14 protein-coding genes are annotated in these 18,182 nt (G+C 34.6%); 6 read left to right on the forward strand and 8 right to left on the reverse strand.

Annotated features, from left to right (window positions below; translation table 11 throughout):
- The first annotated feature begins 91 nt into the window (after window positions 1-91).
- Entirely contained in the window at window positions 92-1,294 is a 1,203-nt protein-coding gene (locus E0F91_RS05715; protein ID WP_132065368.1) for an NAD(P)-dependent oxidoreductase, read from the forward strand.
- A 172-nt stretch (window positions 1,295-1,466) separates the two neighbouring features.
- Window positions 1,467-2,465, forward strand: a complete 999-nt coding sequence (locus E0F91_RS05720) for an LLM class flavin-dependent oxidoreductase (RefSeq protein ID WP_132065369.1) — start codon at window positions 1,467-1,469, stop codon at window positions 2,463-2,465.
- 248 nt (window positions 2,466-2,713) lie between these two features.
- Here the strand turns inward: E0F91_RS05720 and E0F91_RS05725 are convergent, their stop codons facing one another.
- Window positions 2,714-3,091 (reverse strand): DoxX family membrane protein, encoded by a 378-nt coding sequence (locus tag E0F91_RS05725; protein WP_073352937.1) that lies wholly within the window; start codon window positions 3,089-3,091, stop codon window positions 2,714-2,716.
- 423 nt (window positions 3,092-3,514) lie between these two features.
- Between E0F91_RS05725 and E0F91_RS05730 the strand changes: the two genes are divergently transcribed.
- From E0F91_RS05730 to E0F91_RS05740, 3 genes are read left to right on the forward strand one after another with little or no spacing between them, the layout of a single operon-like run.
- Complete coding sequence (locus E0F91_RS05730) at window positions 3,515-4,801, forward strand: anthranilate synthase component I family protein (RefSeq protein WP_132065370.1); 1,287 nt, start codon at window positions 3,515-3,517, stop codon at window positions 4,799-4,801.
- Window positions 4,802-4,828: 27 nt separating this feature from the next.
- Window positions 4,829-6,139, forward strand: coding sequence for a tRNA lysidine(34) synthetase TilS (gene tilS, locus E0F91_RS05735; RefSeq protein ID WP_132065371.1), 1,311 nt, complete (start codon window positions 4,829-4,831; stop codon window positions 6,137-6,139).
- The gene (locus tag E0F91_RS05740) at window positions 6,139-8,172 is read left to right on the forward strand and encodes a protein-disulfide reductase DsbD family protein (RefSeq protein WP_132065372.1); all 2,034 of its coding nucleotides are present in this window, start codon (window positions 6,139-6,141) and stop codon (window positions 8,170-8,172) included. The genes tilS and E0F91_RS05740 overlap by 1 nt, the downstream gene beginning before the upstream one ends.
- A 119-nt stretch (window positions 8,173-8,291) precedes the next feature.
- Here the strand turns inward: E0F91_RS05740 and E0F91_RS05745 are convergent, their stop codons facing one another.
- The 5 genes from E0F91_RS05745 to E0F91_RS05765 are packed head-to-tail and all read right to left on the reverse strand — an operon-like array spanning window position 8,292 to window position 13,542.
- Complete coding sequence (locus tag E0F91_RS05745; RefSeq protein WP_132065373.1) at window positions 8,292-9,365, reverse strand: alanine/ornithine racemase family PLP-dependent enzyme; 1,074 nt, start codon at window positions 9,363-9,365, stop codon at window positions 8,292-8,294.
- The gene (alr, locus tag E0F91_RS05750) at window positions 9,365-10,516 is read right to left on the reverse strand and encodes an alanine racemase (RefSeq protein WP_132065374.1); all 1,152 of its coding nucleotides are present in this window, start codon (window positions 10,514-10,516) and stop codon (window positions 9,365-9,367) included. Before alr ends, E0F91_RS05745 begins: the two co-directional genes overlap by 1 nt.
- The gene (locus tag E0F91_RS05755; protein ID WP_132065375.1) at window positions 10,506-11,648 is read right to left on the reverse strand and encodes an amidohydrolase; all 1,143 of its coding nucleotides are present in this window, start codon (window positions 11,646-11,648) and stop codon (window positions 10,506-10,508) included. The genes alr and E0F91_RS05755 overlap by 11 nt, the downstream gene beginning before the upstream one ends.
- Before the next feature lie 6 nt (window positions 11,649-11,654).
- On the reverse strand, window positions 11,655-12,089 hold the full coding sequence (locus E0F91_RS05760; protein ID WP_132065376.1) for a GNAT family N-acetyltransferase: 435 nt from the start codon (window positions 12,087-12,089) through the stop codon (window positions 11,655-11,657).
- Window positions 12,070-13,542 (reverse strand): sodium:solute symporter family protein, encoded by a 1,473-nt coding sequence (locus tag E0F91_RS05765; RefSeq protein ID WP_132065377.1) that lies wholly within the window; start codon window positions 13,540-13,542, stop codon window positions 12,070-12,072. The genes E0F91_RS05760 and E0F91_RS05765 overlap by 20 nt, the downstream gene beginning before the upstream one ends.
- Before the next feature lie 500 nt (window positions 13,543-14,042).
- On the opposite strand from E0F91_RS05765, the gene E0F91_RS05770 reads away from it, so the two are divergent.
- On the forward strand, window positions 14,043-15,893 hold the full coding sequence (locus tag E0F91_RS05770; RefSeq protein WP_132065378.1) for a CocE/NonD family hydrolase: 1,851 nt from the start codon (window positions 14,043-14,045) through the stop codon (window positions 15,891-15,893).
- A 258-nt stretch (window positions 15,894-16,151) separates the two neighbouring features.
- Here the strand turns inward: E0F91_RS05770 and E0F91_RS05775 are convergent, their stop codons facing one another.
- Both E0F91_RS05775 and E0F91_RS05780 read right to left on the reverse strand, forming a co-directional pair.
- Complete coding sequence (locus E0F91_RS05775) at window positions 16,152-17,468, reverse strand: ammonium transporter (RefSeq protein WP_132065379.1); 1,317 nt, start codon at window positions 17,466-17,468, stop codon at window positions 16,152-16,154.
- Between the two features lie 329 nt (window positions 17,469-17,797).
- A complete protein-coding gene (locus tag E0F91_RS05780; RefSeq protein WP_073352947.1) occupies window positions 17,798-18,175 on the reverse strand; it encodes a PH domain-containing protein in 378 nt (125 codons plus the stop codon).
- Window positions 18,176-18,182 lie beyond the last annotated feature (7 nt).

Below are 18,182 nucleotides of genomic sequence, written 5' to 3' on the forward strand. Positions count from 1 at the left end.
AAAATAAATTCAATTTCGTTTAAATTGTTATATTTGTAACAAATAAACACAATAAAGTTATATTAAATAAATTTTAAAGCGCACAAGAGATATGAAATTTGGAATTTTAAAAGAACGAAAAAATCCGCCTGATAGAAGAGTTGTTTTCTCACCAAACGCATTAACAAAGTTAAAACAGCAATATCAAAATGTTTCCGTAATGGTAGAACGTTCTGATATTAGGATTTTCACCGATTCTGAATATGAAAATCTTGGAATTGAAGTTACCGCTGATATCAGTGACTGTGATGTACTGTTTGGCGTGAAAGAAGTACCGGTAGAAAATTTAATTCCTAATAAAACATATTTTTTCTTTTCCCATACCATCAAAAGGCAACCCTACAATAGAAAATTGTTGCAAGCCATATTAGCCAATAATATTGATTTGTACGACTATGAAACCATTGTAGATGCAGAAAACCGCAGATTAATTGGTTTTGGAAGATACGCTGGAATTGTGGGCGCTTACAATAGTATTCGGGCTTTTGGAATAAAATTTGAATTGTTTAAATTGCCAAAAGCAGAAACTCTTTCAGATAAAGAGGCACTAATTGCTCATTTGAAAAGATTGGTATTACCGCCTTTAAAATTTGTAATTACTGGAACGGGTAAAGTAGGTAATGGAGCTAAAGAAGTTTTAGATGCAATAAAAATAAAGGAAGTATCCATTGAAAATTATTTGACAAAAAATTATTCGCAACCAGTTTACACTCAAATTGATGTATTGGAATACAACAAGCGCAAGGACGGACAGGTTTTAGACTTCACTGATTTTTATCAAAATCCAAAGGATTACATTTCTGATTTTGAAAAATTCACTAAAGTGTCTGACATCTATATCACAGGACATTTTTATGGTAATGACGCTCCAGTAATTCTTACCCAAGAAATGCTGAAAGCGAATGATTGCAAGATTAAAGTGGTTGCCGATGTCTCTTGCGATGTGAATGGTCCTATCGCTTGCACGCTACGATCCTCTACTATTGCAGAACCTTTGTATGGCTATTTACCTAACGAACATCAAGAATCAGATGTTTTTCATCCTGCAGCAATTGTTGTCATGGCCGTGGATAATTTACCATGCGAACTGCCAAAAGATGCTAGTGAAGGATTTGGTGAAATGTTCTTAGAACACGTAATTCCAGCATTTTTTAACGAAGATAAAAACGGGATTCTGAAAAGAGCTAAAATTACTGAGAATGGTAAATTGACTCCAAGATTTAGTTATTTGCAAGATTATGTAGATGGGAAATAAGTCTTTTTTTTAAAATAAATTATAAAACCTGCCCTTTCAAGTTGCAGGTTTTTTTTATGGCTCCAAGGGAGTAAGCAATTTTTCGTTTTTTCAAACATTATAAATCTATTAACACCACAGAATTTTAGGCTCAATAGGAAATGATTATTTTTGTTAAAATTTGAAATTAATAATGAAAAAAAACATTCCAATTTCCATATTAGAATTAGCCATAATTACTCAAGATAGCGATGCAAAGGATACTTTTCAAAAAACAACAGCACTAGCGCAACTTGCTGAAAGTCTAGGATACAATAGATTTTGGTTGGCTGAACACCATAATATGGCTCATGTAGCCAGTACCGCTACGGTTGTACTCATAGGTTATATTGCCAGTAAAACTCAGAATATTAGAGTAGGTTCTGGCGGAATCATGTTGCCTAACCACGCTCCATTAATTGTTGCTGAACAGTTTGGCACACTGGAGATTTTGTATCCAAACCGTATTGATTTAGGTTTAGGAAGAGCGCCAGGAACCGATGGATTAACCGCGCAAGCCATTCGCAAAGATTTTTTCGAACAGTCACAGCGCTTTCCTCAGAATGTTGCTGCTCTTCAGGATTTTTTCTCAAAAGATAATGCGAATGCACAGGTTAGAGCCTTTCCTGCAGAAGGAACGGATGTCCCTATTTGGATTTTAGGTTCTAGTATGGATAGTGCTGCTTTGGCTGCAGCCAATGGATTGCCATACGCTTTTGCTGGACATTTTGCCCCCAAACAAATGGTGCAAGCGTTTCAATTTTACCGTGAAAATTTTCAAGCTTCAAAATATTTAGACAAACCCAAAACAATGGCCTGCGCCAATGCAATTGTAGCTGACACAGATGAAGAAGCTCAAAGGTTATCCACTAGCTTGACCCAAATGTTTCTGAACTTGATTCGGAATAATAGAAAACCATTGCAGCCGCCAGTGGATTCTTTGGATGGAATTATGACGGAAGAAGAACATTTTCATGTGAACCAAATGACATCTTGTTCCTTTATTGGAAGCAAAAAGAAAGTAGAAATCGAACTAAAACAATTTATAGACTACACGCAAATCGATGAATTGATGATTACCAGTCCAATTTTTAATCACGAGGATAAATTGAAAAGCATACAATTAATGAAAGAGGTTATCGATACCATATAAATTCACTATAAAGATTGTGACTTTTAAAATGGAATCCCTTTAGTACTGTTTTTTTATTATCTGACACAGGTAAAACACTCTTTCTTATTGTGTTAAATTCTAAATGGAGCACTAACTAGTGCTTTTTGTACATGTGATTGTTGTTGATTTGAAATTGTTTAAATTGTTAAAAAATGTAGCCCTGAAAATAGGCATTCCAATAAATCAAGGCTTTGATTTGGAATGTAAAGTTTACTTTTAAAACCAAATTATTTTGCTACAAATAAACCTTTGTAATTTGACCAATGACTAATTATTAAAAAGATATTACCAAAAAACACAAATAAGGCAACTGGTAAATTTTCTGGGGTTAGGAAAAAATTAATCAATAGGATATTTAATGTAACGGGTAAAATGATAAGGTTCGCGAGGGTTACATAGCGACCAGTGATGAAAGAAAGTCCACAAAGGAATTCTAAAGATTTTGCCAAAGGAATCAGATAAGTTGACGCCATTAAACCAACATTAAAAGCTTTAAAATTACCTGTAGTTTCGGCTTCAGGTGCAAGGTGCAGAAAAAAACTAACTGAGGTGTAAAGGAATAAGATTCCTAATAAAGATCGAATAATAAGGATTGCAATTTTCATACTATATGGTTTTTATTGGTTACATATAAGAGAATTATCATAATGGGTTTGCAATTTTTATCCTATTTGCAATTTCCCATCCGTGCCCATTTAAAGCTGCAAAATTAGTAGTGTTAAACCACTGTTGAGCTGCTGGTTCCTATTCGTGAATTATAGTCTGATACAATCCTACAAGTTGTTTTTTTATCCGTAAATTGTGGATTGAAGTAAAATTCTTTTCGTGTAAAAAATCAATTGCTTTTTTGTCCCTGAAGGTCTTAAGGTCTGATTTTTTTGAGACTTTAAAAGACTATTTCAAAGATTGAAAAAACTGAAATTGATTCTGCTTTATCAAATTTACAAAAAAATAAGCTATTTTTAGTAAAATCAATTATTGAAGGTTTATTTTTTATTGTAATTTTGAATTTTAAATACCAATACTCTTTGAGAACTTCAATTTACAAGTCTATTTCTGATCCAAAACTGTTTAAAGAACAGCTTTTATTATGGTCTCAACAGTTTCGAGAAATCATTTATTTGGACAGTAATGATTATCCACAAAATTATTCCAGTTATGATTGTGTTCTTGCTGTTGATGCATTAACATCCATTAAAACTGATTTTCACAATGCTTTTGAAGACTTGAAACAATACCAACAAAGTACCAAAGACTGGCTTTTTGGCTATTTATCGTATGATTTAAAAAATGATATTGAGGAGTTACAATCTCATAATTTTGACGGATTAGAATTTCCCGATTTGTATTTCTTTCAGCCTAAAAAACTGTTTTTATTGAAAGGAAATGAACTCGAAATTCAATATCTTACTATGTGTGATGATGAAGTGGAGGAAGATTTTGAAGAAATAAGTGTTCAGTGTTCAGTGTTCAGTAATCAGGATTCACAAACAGCCATTCAACAACGGATTCCGAAGGAGAATTATCTTCAAAAAGTGGCTAAAATTTTGGAATACATTCATCGCGGGGACATCTATGAAGCCAATTTTTGCATGGAGTTTTTTGCCGAAAATGCCACCCTAGATCCTTTTGAAAAATTTAGTAAACTCAATGAAATTTCTCAGCCTCCATTCGCTGTTTTTTTTAAAAATAACATGCACTTTTTACTTTCGGCGACACCAGAACGCTATGTAAGGAAAGAGGGAGAACTGATTATTTCGCAACCGATTAAAGGAACTGCGAAACGATTTTCAGACCCAATCGAAGATGAAAAATCAAAAGTACAATTGGCTTTAGACCCAAAAGAAAGAGCCGAAAACATTATGATTACGGATTTAGTACGGAATGATTTGTCTCGAACGGCACAAAAAGGATCTGTTGTAGTCCAAGAATTGTGCAAAATTTATTCTTTTTTGCAAGTGCATCAAATGATCTCTACAGTGACGTCAAAGTTAGATGCGCAATATTCTGTTGTTGATGTTTTAAAAACCACTTTCCCAATGGGAAGTATGACTGGAGCACCAAAAATTTCGGTGATGAAAATCATTGAACAATTGGAAGAAACAAAACGAGGTTTATACAGTGGAGCAGTTGGTTATTTTGCACCAAACGGTGATTTTGATTTCAATGTCGTGATCCGAAGTATTTTGTACAATCAAGAAAAGAAATATATTTCTTTCTCGGTTGGTAGTGCCATCACTTCGCAATCCATTCCTGAAAACGAATATGAAGAATGTTTGCTTAAAGCAAAAGCGATGCGAGAAGTTTTAAGTTAAATACAAACGAATTAATTAAATTTGAACATGCTACAGAAATTCCAAAACCATCTTCGTGATACTTTCCAATTCTTGGACGGAAAAAAAATACTTCTTGCTACAAGCGGAGGGAAAGATAGTATGGTAATGGTGCATTTATTTCAACAATTGGATTATAAAATAGGAATTGCACATTGTAATTTTCAGTTGCGTGAAATGGAAAGTTTTGAAGACCAAAATTTTGTTCAGGAATATGCTGTCGCAAATGATATTCCGGTATTTATAACACAATTTGATACTAAAGCTTTTGCTGAAGATTATAAAGTTTCTACGCAAGTTGCCGCTCGCGAGCTGCGATATAATTGGTTTTATGAATTATTAGAAACCGAAAAATTCAATTATATTCTAACCGCACATCACGCCGATGATAATTTAGAAACCTTTCTTATCAATCTGTCACGTGGTACTGGTTTAGAGGGATTAATAGGTATTCCAGAGCAAAATGATAAAGTAATCCGTCCACTTTTGGCATTTAGCCAAGAAGAAATGGCAGAATATGCCACATTAAATAATATTCAATGGCGTGAGGATAGCAGCAATGCATCCGATAAATACCTTCGAAATAAAATTCGCCATCATCTGGTTCCGCTTTTAAAGGAATTGAATCCAAATTTTCTTTCCTCGTTTCATAAAACGCAAAACTATTTGCAAGAAGCGCAAGTTATGATTGAAGATGCTTCGATTATGATTTATCAGCAAGTGGCTAAACAAGAGGAGGATACTATTTATTTTGATTTAAAGAAATTGCAACAATTGCCCAATTACCAATCGTATTTATACCAATGGCTGAAAGAATTTGGATTTTCGGCATGGGATGATATTTATAATTTGGTCGAAAGCCAATCAGGTAAATTCGTTTTTTCGCCAGAATATCGATTATTGAAAGACAGAGATTCTTTAATCCTAAGTCCGATAAATTCTGCGGATGAAAGCGAAGAATATTTTATTGCTGAAAATCAAAAAGAAGTTAATATTCCCTTAAATCTTACGTTTTGCAAAGTAGCCGACATGAGTATCGTTTCAAATAAAACTATCTTTGTGGACGCTGATAAATTACACTATCCACTGGTTTTGCGTCATTGGAATGAGGGCGATCGTTTTGAACCTTTTGGAATGGATGGCAAATCAAAGAAAGTGAGTAAGCTTTTTAAAGATGAAAAATTATCCTTGTTAGAAAAAGAAATCACTTGGCTTTTATGTTCGAATGATGCAATCGTTTGGATTATTAATGTTCGTCAAGACGAACGTTTTAGAATTGACAATACAACAAAGAATATACTTAAAATACAATTGGAATAATGAAGAAACTACTATTTATACTTATTGCTTTTTTGGCTTTTGCCAATGGAAATGCCCAAATTCTTGATCCTGCAAAATGGACTACGAAAATAGAAAAGAAATCAGAGAGTAATTACATCCTTACTTTTAATGTTGTCATAGAAAATGATTGGCATTTGTATTCGCAGTTTACTCCAGACGGTGGGCCATTACCATTAGAAATCATCTTCAAAAATCAAAAAGGGAATTTTACTTTAGTAGGTAAGGCCAAAGAAAGTAAAACAAGAACGGCCTATAATGACATATTTGAGGTTAACGAAACATTCTTTGAAAAGAAAGGCCAAATACAACAAGAAATTGCAATAACAAACCCGAAGCTGACTGAAATTAAAGTCGATTTTAATTATCAGGTGTGCAAAGAGGTTTGTATTAATATAGAAAAAAGTTTCACGTTTACCATTCCTGCGGCTTCAAAAACAACAGAAATCGCTACTATAGCAACAGATTTAACGACAATAGATTCAGCTAAAGTTGACACTGCAGTTACAAATACAGATGTAAATAAAGAACAGGTTGTTACTCCTGAAAAAGTTCCTGTTCTGGATACGAAGCCTTCCAAACAAAGAGGATTGTGGTCTATTTTCTTTATTGCTTTTTTATCTGGATTTGCAGCATTGCTTACGCCATGTGTCTTCCCAATGATTCCTATGACGGTAAGTTTCTTTACGAAACAAAGTAAAACAAAAGCAAAAGGAATTAGAAATGCCATTATTTATGGAATTGCTATCATCTTCATTTATGTAGTTTTAGGATTCTTAGTGACGTGGATTTTTGGTGCCGATGCACTGAATGCGTTGTCGACCAATGTTTGGTTTAATATTATTTTCTTTGTTTTGTTAGTCACATTTGCAGCTTCATTTTTAGGTGCTTTTGAAATTATGTTACCTAATTCTTGGGCAAATAAAGTAGACAATCAAGCGGATAGAGGTGGAATAATTGGAATCTTATTTATGGCTTTGGCATTAGCGATTGTCTCTTTTTCGTGCACAGGACCAATCGTAGGAACCCTTTTAGTCGAAGCTGCTTCTAAAGGCGGAATTGCGCCTATTGTAGGAATGTTCGGATTTTCATTGGCTTTAGCCTTACCCTTTATGTTATTTGCGATGTTCCCAGGTTGGTTGAATTCATTACCAAAATCCGGCGGTTGGTTGAATACTGTTAAAGTAGTTTTAGGATTTTTAGAATTGGCTTTAGCTTTCAAATTTCTGTCAAATGCAGATTTGGTATTGCAATTGCATTTCTTGGAAAGAGAAGTTTTCTTGGCAATTTGGATTGCTATTTTTGGAACATTAGCTTTTTATTTATTCGGGAAAATTACGCTGCCACATGATAGTCCGATGAGTCATATTTCGGTAGGAAGATTGTCTTTCGGATTGGTAGTTTTGGCCTTTACCATCTATTTGATCCCTGGAATTTGGGGAGCGCCATTAAAATTAATTTCTGGTTTTCCGCCACCAATGACGTATAGCGAAAACCCATACGGAGTAGGAAATTCAAAAGGAGGTTCAAACGCATCAGCTCAAATTTTGCCGGAAGGCGCACATTTAGGACCCCATGATCTTATTGCTTTTGAAGATTATGAAAAAGGATTGGCTTATGCCAAATCAGTAAACAAACCTATTTTACTGGACTTTACAGGATATGCTTGTGTGAATTGTAGAAAAATGGAAGATTATGTTTGGTCTGATCCTGCGATTCTAAAAATATTACAAGAGGAAGTGGTACTAATCTCTTTGTATGTGGATGATAAAAGAGAATTGCCAAAAAGCGAGCAATATGTATCTAAAGAAACGGGTAAAGAAATTGTAAGTGTGGGGAATAAATGGAGTGATTTCCAAATCACTCGGTACAAAGCCAATGCACAACCGTATTACATTGTTATAGATATAGAAGAAAATATGTTGTCCAGTAAACCAGAGAGTTATAACTCAGACATCAATGCTTATAAAAGCTGGTTAAGAGAAGGAATTGATCGCTTTGTAAAGGTAAAATAGCAGCTAGCTTCTGGACAAAATAGTAAACGTAAATTGCACTAATTTCTAAGAAGTAATCTTAGGTAATTAGTGCAATTTTTTGATTTTGGTATAGCAATACATCTCGCTTAAGTACTTTACTACTCGATTGTTTTTTCGATGTAATCTGAATTTAAAAGATATAAAGCGCCCATATATCTAATTTTAAAAGCAACTAAATCTCCAATTTTATACGTCTTTTTAGAATTAGAAATATCGATAACCAACATATCAGAACTGGCATCTACAATAGTAATATCAGCATCATCCGATTCTAAATACTGCGGTTGCATATCTAACAACCCAATATCTAAGATAGCTCTTAAAGACGTAATTCCTAAATCGGTAACGTCATTCATGGAAAAAGAATTTCCGGCGACGTTCTCACCTAATTCACCTGTAGGCGTATTTGGTTTTTCGGTAATTTCTATAATTTCAGCGTATAATTTGAATACATCGTTATGCATTCCCTCCATAGTATCGCCGGTGAATAGATCTTTTCCAAAAAAGAGCGCTTCGCCTATTCGAAAATGATTGACAGCCATTGGGCGTGCATTTTTAAGTATAAGCGGAATTGCCACGGAGGTTCCTCCAGAGACAAACGGAATGCTTATATCGAATTTAGCTTCAATTAATTGCTTATATAAACTCAATTGAATGAGCTTGTCTTGCGTGGGCATCACACCGCTAAGGCAATTGAGATTAGTTCCTATTCCTGAAATCTCGATGTTTGGCATTTTTAAAATAGTACCGTAAAAAGCGATTAGCTCTTCACCCATAACACCTTCTCGAAGATCACCCATTTCGATCATGATAATGACTTTATGAATCTTATTTTGCTTTACAGCTTCGTTAGAAAGCAATTGTATGGTGTAGATTTCAGTATTAAAACTGATATCGGCATACTTAACAATGCTTTCAATACTTCGTTTTGCGGGTGGTTTGATATAAACGGTTTGAATTTCCGGATCCAGTGCTTTGATTTTTTTTAAATTGCTCACTCTGGAATCATGAATTTCCCGCACTCCTAAAGCAATTATTTCTTTGAGATATATTTTATTTCCACATAAAAGTTTGGAAACTACACCCCACTGGATATTTCTAGATTTAAAAATGTGATCCAGAAAGGCATAATTTTCTTCGAGTTTTTTGCGATATAATTTTATAAAGGCCATTATTCTATAATTTTACGTGGAATTGCTTTAGAAATCCGAGTTAATAATTCGTAATTAAGTTGGTTGCTGAAGTCACTGAAAGAAGCGACAGAAACAGATAGCTCTTTTTGAGTGCCGATAAGTACCACTTCATCTTCTTTTTTTGCCATCTCAATGTCAGTAATGTCGACAGTCATCATGTTCATGTTTACGGAACCCACTACAACACAACGTTGCCCATGGATAAGAACACGACCTTGATTGCTCAATGAGCGACTGTATCCATGACAGTAGCCAATAGGGATGACGGCAATTTTCATTTTCCTTTTAGCCATAAAACTAGTTCCATACCCAATGAAATCACCAATATTGACTTTTTTTATACTCATGATAGTACTTTTCCAACTGATGACGCGCTGGAGCGGATCAATTTTATTCTTTTTAGAGTTTAAATAGGTCACAAATACCTCTGGACTGGACCACAATCCGTATTGCATTATTCCGATCCGTACCATATCCATTCTGGTTTGCGGAAACATTATAGATGCTGCAGAACAAGCAGAATGTCTGATTTGTGGCTTCAGGTCATTTTTACAGAAAAAGGCATAAATTTCTTCAAACTTCTTGATTTGTTGATCTACCCTGTAATAATTGGCTATACTTTCAGCACCCGCATAATGCGTGCAAAGCCCTTTGAAAGTAAAATGTTGATCTTCTTTTTTTAAAAAGGCAATCACCGCATTGAGTTCACTTTTATCAAAACCGGTTCGGTTCATTCCGGTTTCAACTTCAATATGTAAAATCGCTTTTTTATCCAGTTTTTTAGCGGTTTTCATAGCTTTCGTCAATCGACTTTTATCAAAAACAAAAAATTCGACATCATTTTGGATTACCCATTCCATATCTTCATCCTGAACAAGTCCCATAACCATAATAGTTGCTTTATTCTTTAATGTGCTTTTTACAACTTTAGCTTCCTGAACATCAAAAACAGAAAAATGAGTTACGCCACATTGAAAAGCCATAGAAACAAATTCCTGTACTCCGTGACCATACGCGTTTCCTTTTACTACAGAGGAAACCAATACTTTTTTTCCGAAAGTCTTTTTCAGAAAATCGATATTGTTCTGATACGCGGAGCGATTAAGCTCTATGAGTGAATTAGTGTGCATTTGTAATTTGTTTACTAATTTGATGAAAAACGGATACTCCAGTTGTAATAATTTCATCTGGAAAATCATAATCAGGATTGTGCAAAGCAGCAGTGTTTATTCCTGCACCGAGTCCAAACATGGCTCCGGGATAGTGTTGTGTGAACAAACCAAAATCTTCGCCCCAAGTAAATGGTTTGTCTTTTTCAAGCAAGTCAAAACCATTTATAGTTGCTGCTTTTTTGATGAATGTCACAGCAGTTTTGTCATTTTCATTGGCTTGAAAACCTTGTGTCCAACTTGTTTTGCAAGTTAATTTATGTTTTTTTGCAATTGATTGGGCTAAATTTTCTAAAGTGAGTTCAATCCTTCTCATTTGCGAATTGCTGTCACTCCGCACTGTAAAATGAATTTCTCCTGCGCCCGCAGAAACGCCATAGGCTTTCGAACCCATTTTGGTATAAATAGCAGTAATCAAGCAATAGTTTTCTTTGGTAATATCGGATTGAATAATGGTGTTAAATTCCGAAATTATTGCGGCTATGGCTAATGCAGGATTTATTCCTTTTCCGGGTTCGCCTGCATGGGAAGTCTTGCCTTTTAATTTGATAATTATACTATTGACAGCGCAGCTAAAAGTTTCGTTTTTAACTACAATTTGATGCATTGGAAAACCTGGTAAATTATGAAGCGCAAAGACGTAATCAGGTTGGATAGAAGCAAACTTGGTATCCAATAATACTTTTTGAGCACCACTACCATCTTCCTCAGCAGGTTGAAATAACAAAATAACAGTTCCTGATTCCGGTTTATTATGATACAATTCAGCAGCTAAACCACAAAGAATAGCCATGTGACCATCGTGACCGCATTTGTGTGAAACACCATTATTTAGGGAACGATGTCCGAAAACATTAGTTTCTTCAATTGGCAAAGCATCGAGTTCACATCGGAATAATACTGTTTTTCCGGTTTTTTTACCTTTGTAAATCGCAATCAGGCCAGTTTTTCCTATTTCCGTAATTACTTCATCAGGAGGATAATTTTCAAGAAAAGAAAGGACTCGTTTTGCCGTGTGAATTTCTTCTCCTGAAACCTCAGGATGTTGGTGTAATTCCTTTCGTAAAAGAATGAGTGCGTTTGAGTTTTCCATTTTGGTCTATTTTATGAGACGCATTTCTAAGTATTTGTTGGTAAAACCTAATTTTTCATATAATTTTTTAGCCGGATTATCAGGTTCTACATGTAGCGCAATATTTCCTTCAGCGATCGATATGGCTTTTTGCATTAATTGTTTTCCAAAACCTTTTCCGCGTTGACTGTTGTCTACGGCGATATACACTAAAATATTTTCGGGAATAAAATCTTTCATTCCCGTGTTGTTTAAGATCACAACACCTACAATTTTTTGTTCTTCGATACCAACTATGATGTTTCCTCCTTTACTGGGATTCATTACATAATCCATACATTTTGTGATGTCCGCAACGGTATCGCCGTATTGTTCTAAATGAGCATAAAGAAATAAGGCTATAATTGGGTTGGTATAAACGGTATCTTCTCCAGTTGTGGCATTAATTTGTTTGAATTCCATTTTGTCTTTCTTTTTTGTTATTGTAATAAATTGATATTGTGACGAATAAAATAAGTGAAATACTTATTCCGTAAAGGTTTGCGTCTAAGTGTTCCGGTAGTTTTATTCCTAAAGGAAGTTTGTTCTCTGTGACGATTAGCAGGATTGTGGTGGCACCGCCAAAAAGCATGCTCCAAAAAGCAGCTGTTGGATGGCTTTTTTTCCAAAATAAAGCGCCTATTACTGGAACGAATAATCCTGAAACCATGAAAGCGTAGGAGTACAGCATTAGTTCTAGTACATTTTGCATTTGGGACGCAATTAAAATGGCAAGAAAACCAACGATTAAGGTGACCATTTGTGAAAGTCGAAGCTCTTTTTTATGACTTAATTCTTTTTTTGAAAACTTAGCAATAATATCAGTAACAATATTTCCTGATGCCGCCATTAAACAACTATCTGCAGTAGAAAGTATTGCCGAAAAGTAGGAGGAAAGCATCAATCCCATTAATCCTACAGGCAATATGGTGGCCAGTAAAATAGGCAATCCCATTTCGCTGTCCATATTGGCTGCATCAGTAATGCCATCAAACATTCCTTTTGTTGCCGCCACTTTTGCCAGCATTCCCAGAATTACTCCCATAAATGCCATTATTGGCCATTCAAAAACCCCGGCAATCATCCATGCTTTTTTCGCTTCTTTTTCGCCTTTGCTGGCATAAATCCGTTGGTACAAAGTCATTCCTACAAACCAAATGGGAATAATGGTTATGGACCAGTTTAGAATCTGATACCATTTCACATTAGTCAGCGAGAGATATTCAGGTGCTAAGGTGGTTTTGATCGCATCATAACCTCCTACGGCAGTATAGGCAATAGGAATTCCTATGAATACTAACCCTCCAATTAAGATTAACCATTGGATCGTATCGGTATAAATGACGGCTTTTAATCCTCCAATAGCGGTATAAATTACTGCGATTAGGCCCATGACAATTAATGCAGTTTGTAAATCAAGTCCTTTTATGGTTGCCGAAGCTAATTTGGCTCCAGCCAAAACCTGAGAACTCGTAAATCCGATATATCCAATAGCAGAAATAATTCCGGCCAGCAGCGCCACTTTAGCGTTATAGAAATGATTAAATATTTGCGGAAAAGTAAAAAACTTGTATTTGTGTCCTAATGCGCTTACTTTTGGAATAAGAAAAACGGCACTCAACCAAGCGCCTAGAAGTCCGGTGAAAAGCATCCAAGAACCAGATATTCCCATTGTAAAACCAAGTCCGCCTAATCCTATTGAGAATCCACCGCCAACATCAGTGGCAACAACGGATAAACCAATGTGCCAGCTGCTCATATTTCTGCCACTTACGTAGAAATCTTCAGCAGTTTTATTTTTGTTAAAAAAGTAAACACCAACGCCTAACATTGCTAACATATAAACAACAAAGATTGCATAATCTATTATGTGCATATTCTTAATTTTCGATTATTTAATAGCCTGAAAATGGAATTTTTCCAAAAGGCAAAAGATGCAGTAAGCTGCAAAAAAAAGATGATTTTTCAGAATAATATCTGAAATAAGGGATCTTAGATATAGGCATTAAAGTCAAAAAAAAAGACTTAAATAACCTCGAAATAAAATTTCGTATTTTACAAATATAAGGCGAATTATCTGAAAAAAGCTCTTAAAATGGGTAAAATGTGCTTTTTGTATGTAAAATCGCTTGTTTTGTGTGTAAATAGTCAAAGTGATTTGGTTTTTGTCAAAGTTTTATTCAATGCAGAAAAAGACAGATTTGAAGGTGTAATTGAATTGTTTTTAGAATGATTTTTTCAAAAAAAATAAGCTATTGAAATAGCGTTGATGTTTATTTAAACTTTCTAAATAGGAGTTTTAAAAAAGATAAAATAAGGATATTTTATTCAAAAGAGATTTTTTATCTTTAGAAACTATTTTAATTCAAAAAATTCATGAAAAAACTACTCAGTATTTCGCTTTTTTTTATTGGAGCACTATTATTTGCCCAAGACAATAAAGCAACAAATTATGTTTCGGATAATTATACTAAAAAAGAAGTGCACATCAAGATGCGCGATGGTGCAGAATTATTTACTGCTATTTACACTCCCAAAGATGTTTCTAAAAAATATCCGATTATAATGCAAAGAACGCCTTATAATTCTGGTCCATATGGAGAAGGTCAGTTCAAAAGAAGTATTTCTCCAAGCGAGACAATGATGAAAGAAGGTTATATTGTGGTCTATCAAGATGTTCGTGGTAGGTTTATGAGTGATGGATTATACGATAATATGCGTGGTTTTATTCCAAATAAAAAAGGAAGGACAGCTACCGATGAAGCATCGGATACGTATGATACGATAGATTGGTTGGTGAAAAATGTGGCAAATAACAACGGAAATGTTGGAACTTGGGGGATTTCATATCCTGGATTTTACGCAACATATTCTTTGTTGAGTAATCATCCAGCTTTGAAAGCGGTTTCGCCTCAAGCGTGTATTGCCGATTTCTTTTTTGATGATTTTCATCATAATGGAGCATATTTGTTGAGCTATTGGAAAGTAACGCCATTATTTGGGCCACAAAAAACAAAGCGTACTACAGAGCCTTGGTATAAATTTACAAATACAGGAACAAATGATGATTATCAGTTTTTCTTGGATGCAGGTCCTTTGTCAAATTTGGATAAATATTATGGTAAAGAGAATGAATTTTGGCAGCAGCTTAAAGATCATTCCAGTTATGATGATTTTTGGCAAAAACGTGGCATTTTACAACATTTAAAAAATATAAAACCAGCGGTTATGACAGTAGGAGGTTGGTTTGATGCCGAAGATTTATATGGACCTTTGAATACCTACAGTACGATAGAAAAGAGTAGTAAAAACTACAACATCATCGTTATGGGACCATGGAGTCACGGCGATTGGGCTAGAAATTCAGCAAAACAAGTGATTGGTAATATTAATTTTGGAGATAGTATTTCTGGTTATTATCAAAAAAATATCGAAGCTAATTTCTTCCGTCATTTCTTGAAAAATAATGGAAAAGGTGAAAATAAATTACCGGAAGCGTATGTTTTTGATACGGGTAGAAAAGAGTGGAAAACCTATGAAACTTGGCCACCTAAGAATACAGAGAAACAAGATTTCTTTTTGCAAGGAAGTCAATTGACAAAAATGGCAAAGCGAAATATCTCTTTTGAAGAATTCATCAGTGATCCTAAGAAACCGGTTCCTTATTCTGAAGACATTAAACAAGCAGGGCTTACGCCAAGGAAATATATGACAGATGATCAGCGTTTTGCTGCTCGACGTCCAGATGTTATTGTTTTTGAAACAGAAGTATTGGCCGATGATACCACATTAGCAGGAGAAATATTGGCTAAATTACAAGTTTCAACAACAGGAACGGATGCCGATTGGATTGTGAAAGTGGTGGACGTTTTTCCTAACGATGAACCAGAGACGAAAGATGTGGCTCCTTATTTGAAAATGAGCAATTACCACATGATGGTCCGCAGTGAAGTAATGCGAGGTCGTTTTAGAAACAGTTTTTCAAAACCAGAAGCTTTTGTTGCCAATGAGAAAACAGCAGTAAATATTAAGTTGCAAGATGTTTTTCATACGTTCAAAAAAGGGCATAAAATCCAGATTCAGGTTCAAAGTACTTGGTTTCCGTTTATTGATTTGAATCCGCAAACGTTTGTTGATAATATATTTTATGCTAAACCAGAGGATTTCCAAAAACAAACACATAGAATATATAACGACTCTAAAATTGAGTTTACAATATTAAAATAAGATGGTAATCTGGTTCTGTGCTAAAAAAGCATTCCACTATACTAAAAGCAAAATCCCAATCTTTTTCTTTAAGATTGGGATTTTGTTTTTAAATGACAGAGACTAAAATTAATCTAGTAAATTCGGTTTTGAAAGATAGTTTTTCTTCTCTAAATAAATTGGCAGACAGCACTAAATCATTAATATATAAATGAGTTTAGTGCAAAAAAAAACACTCTGAATTTCAGAGTGTTTTTTAGATTTTATTTAAAAATCGATTTATAAAAACTCACCATGTTGAGAAATATCCAAACCTAATTCTTCTTTTTCTTCACTTACACGAAGTGGAGTAATTTTGTTTACAATAAAGAAAAGGAAATAAGACATTGAAAATGCAAACACTGAAACCACAACTAATGCTGTTAATTGGTTTAAGAATAGTGTAGCATCGCCAAAAATTAGTCCTTGATTATCTCCTACAACAGAGTTGATTGATTTTGAAGCGAATACGCCCGTTAGAAGCATACCAACCATTCCACCTACACCGTGGCAAGCGAAAACGTCTAAAGCATCATCAATTTTTCCTTTGTGGAAACTTCTAACCACTATATTACTCACAATACTGGCAAAAATTCCGATGAACAAAGCATGAGGAATACTAACAAAACCTGCGGCAGGAGTAATCGCTACTAAACCTACAACTACACCTATACAAGCTCCCATTGCAGAAAGTTTGTGACCGAGAATTTTATCAAGAAATACCCAAGCCATTCCAGCGGCAGCGGCAGCAACAGTAGTCGTACCAAGTGCTTGAACTGCTAGGCCATTAGAACCTAATGCTGAACCTGCGTTGAAACCAAACCATCCAAACCACAATAAACCAGTTCCTAATAACACATACGTAATACGTGCCGGATTAACTTTTTGTCCTTTTCTTCTTCCTAAGAAAATGGCTCCTGCCAATGCTGCCCATCCAGCACTCATGTGAACTACTGTTCCACCGGCAAAATCCAATACTCCCATTTTAAAGAAAATACCATCTGGATGCCAAGTCATGTGTGCTAGTGGTGTATAAACAAGTAATATAAATAAAACCATAAATAGTAAGTATGCCCAAAAACGAATTCTTTCAGCGAAAGCTCCTGTGATTAAGGCAGGTGTAATTATTGCAAATTTTGCTTGGAACAAAGCAAACAGCATAAATGGAATTGTAGGAGCTAGACTCCAAGCTGTATCAGTACCTACGCCTTGAAAGAATAAATTCGGGATTGGATTTCCTATAACGCCACCAATCGTTGGTCCAAATGATAATCCGAAAGCGATTACAACCCATAATACGGTTACAATTATCATAGCCATAAAACTTTGAAGCATGGTACTGATTACATTTTTCTTACCTACCATTCCACCGTAAAAGAAACCTAAACCAGGAGTCATGATTAATACAAGTGCTGTAGCAACAATCATCCAAGCGGTATCGCCGGTGTCAAATTTGACAGCTTCAGCAGGCGCAGGGCTGTCTATTAGAAAATAATTTGAAAAAAGGGTTACTACCAAAATGGTGATCAATAATACACTTAAAATAATTTTTCGCATTGTTTTTAGTTTTAAATTTCGATAAAAATATAAAAATACTGAATATACCCCCTTAAAAAATCAGTTGAATGTTTAATTTTTATGATTTAAATAATCTACACCCCTTTTTATTGTAGGTATTATATAATTTAATCTTAATATCTATAATTTGTTAAAATTAGGTTAAAGAAATTTTAGTATAAAGCCCAGTAACGCGTTATTATTAGAAAAAAAATCAACTGGATTCTAATTACGGGTTCTCATTTTCAACTAAAAATGGGTTAAACTAAAAAAGGCACTAATTGTTTGGATTACAATTAGTGCCTTTCGATGCTGAAAATTATGTTTTTTTATTTCAACGTATGTTGACTTAAAATTTTATAGACTTCATTAATATTATTTCCACCTTTTCCAAATTGCTTCACAATTGGATTATTATCGTGGTTTAACCAAATTTTTAATTCGGCATCCAAATCTAATATTCCTGCACTTTCTTTAGAGAATTTCTTGATACTAGAATATGGAATCGACATATAATCAACTTTGCTACCTACCAATTGTTTTTCGACTAGAATCAGCCTTTTATTCGTAAAGATAAACATATCGCGAATGAGCTTATATGCTTTTTCAATTACCTCACCATCAATTAAGATAGGCTCGAATTCCTTCGAAACATTTTCAATGTTAACTTCAGATGCATTGCCTAAAATGGCGTTAAATAGTCCCATGATATTG

Origin of the sequence: Flavobacterium sandaracinum, assembly GCF_004349135.1 — a bacterium.
Classification (GTDB): Bacteria; Bacteroidota; Bacteroidia; order Flavobacteriales; family Flavobacteriaceae; genus Flavobacterium; species Flavobacterium sandaracinum.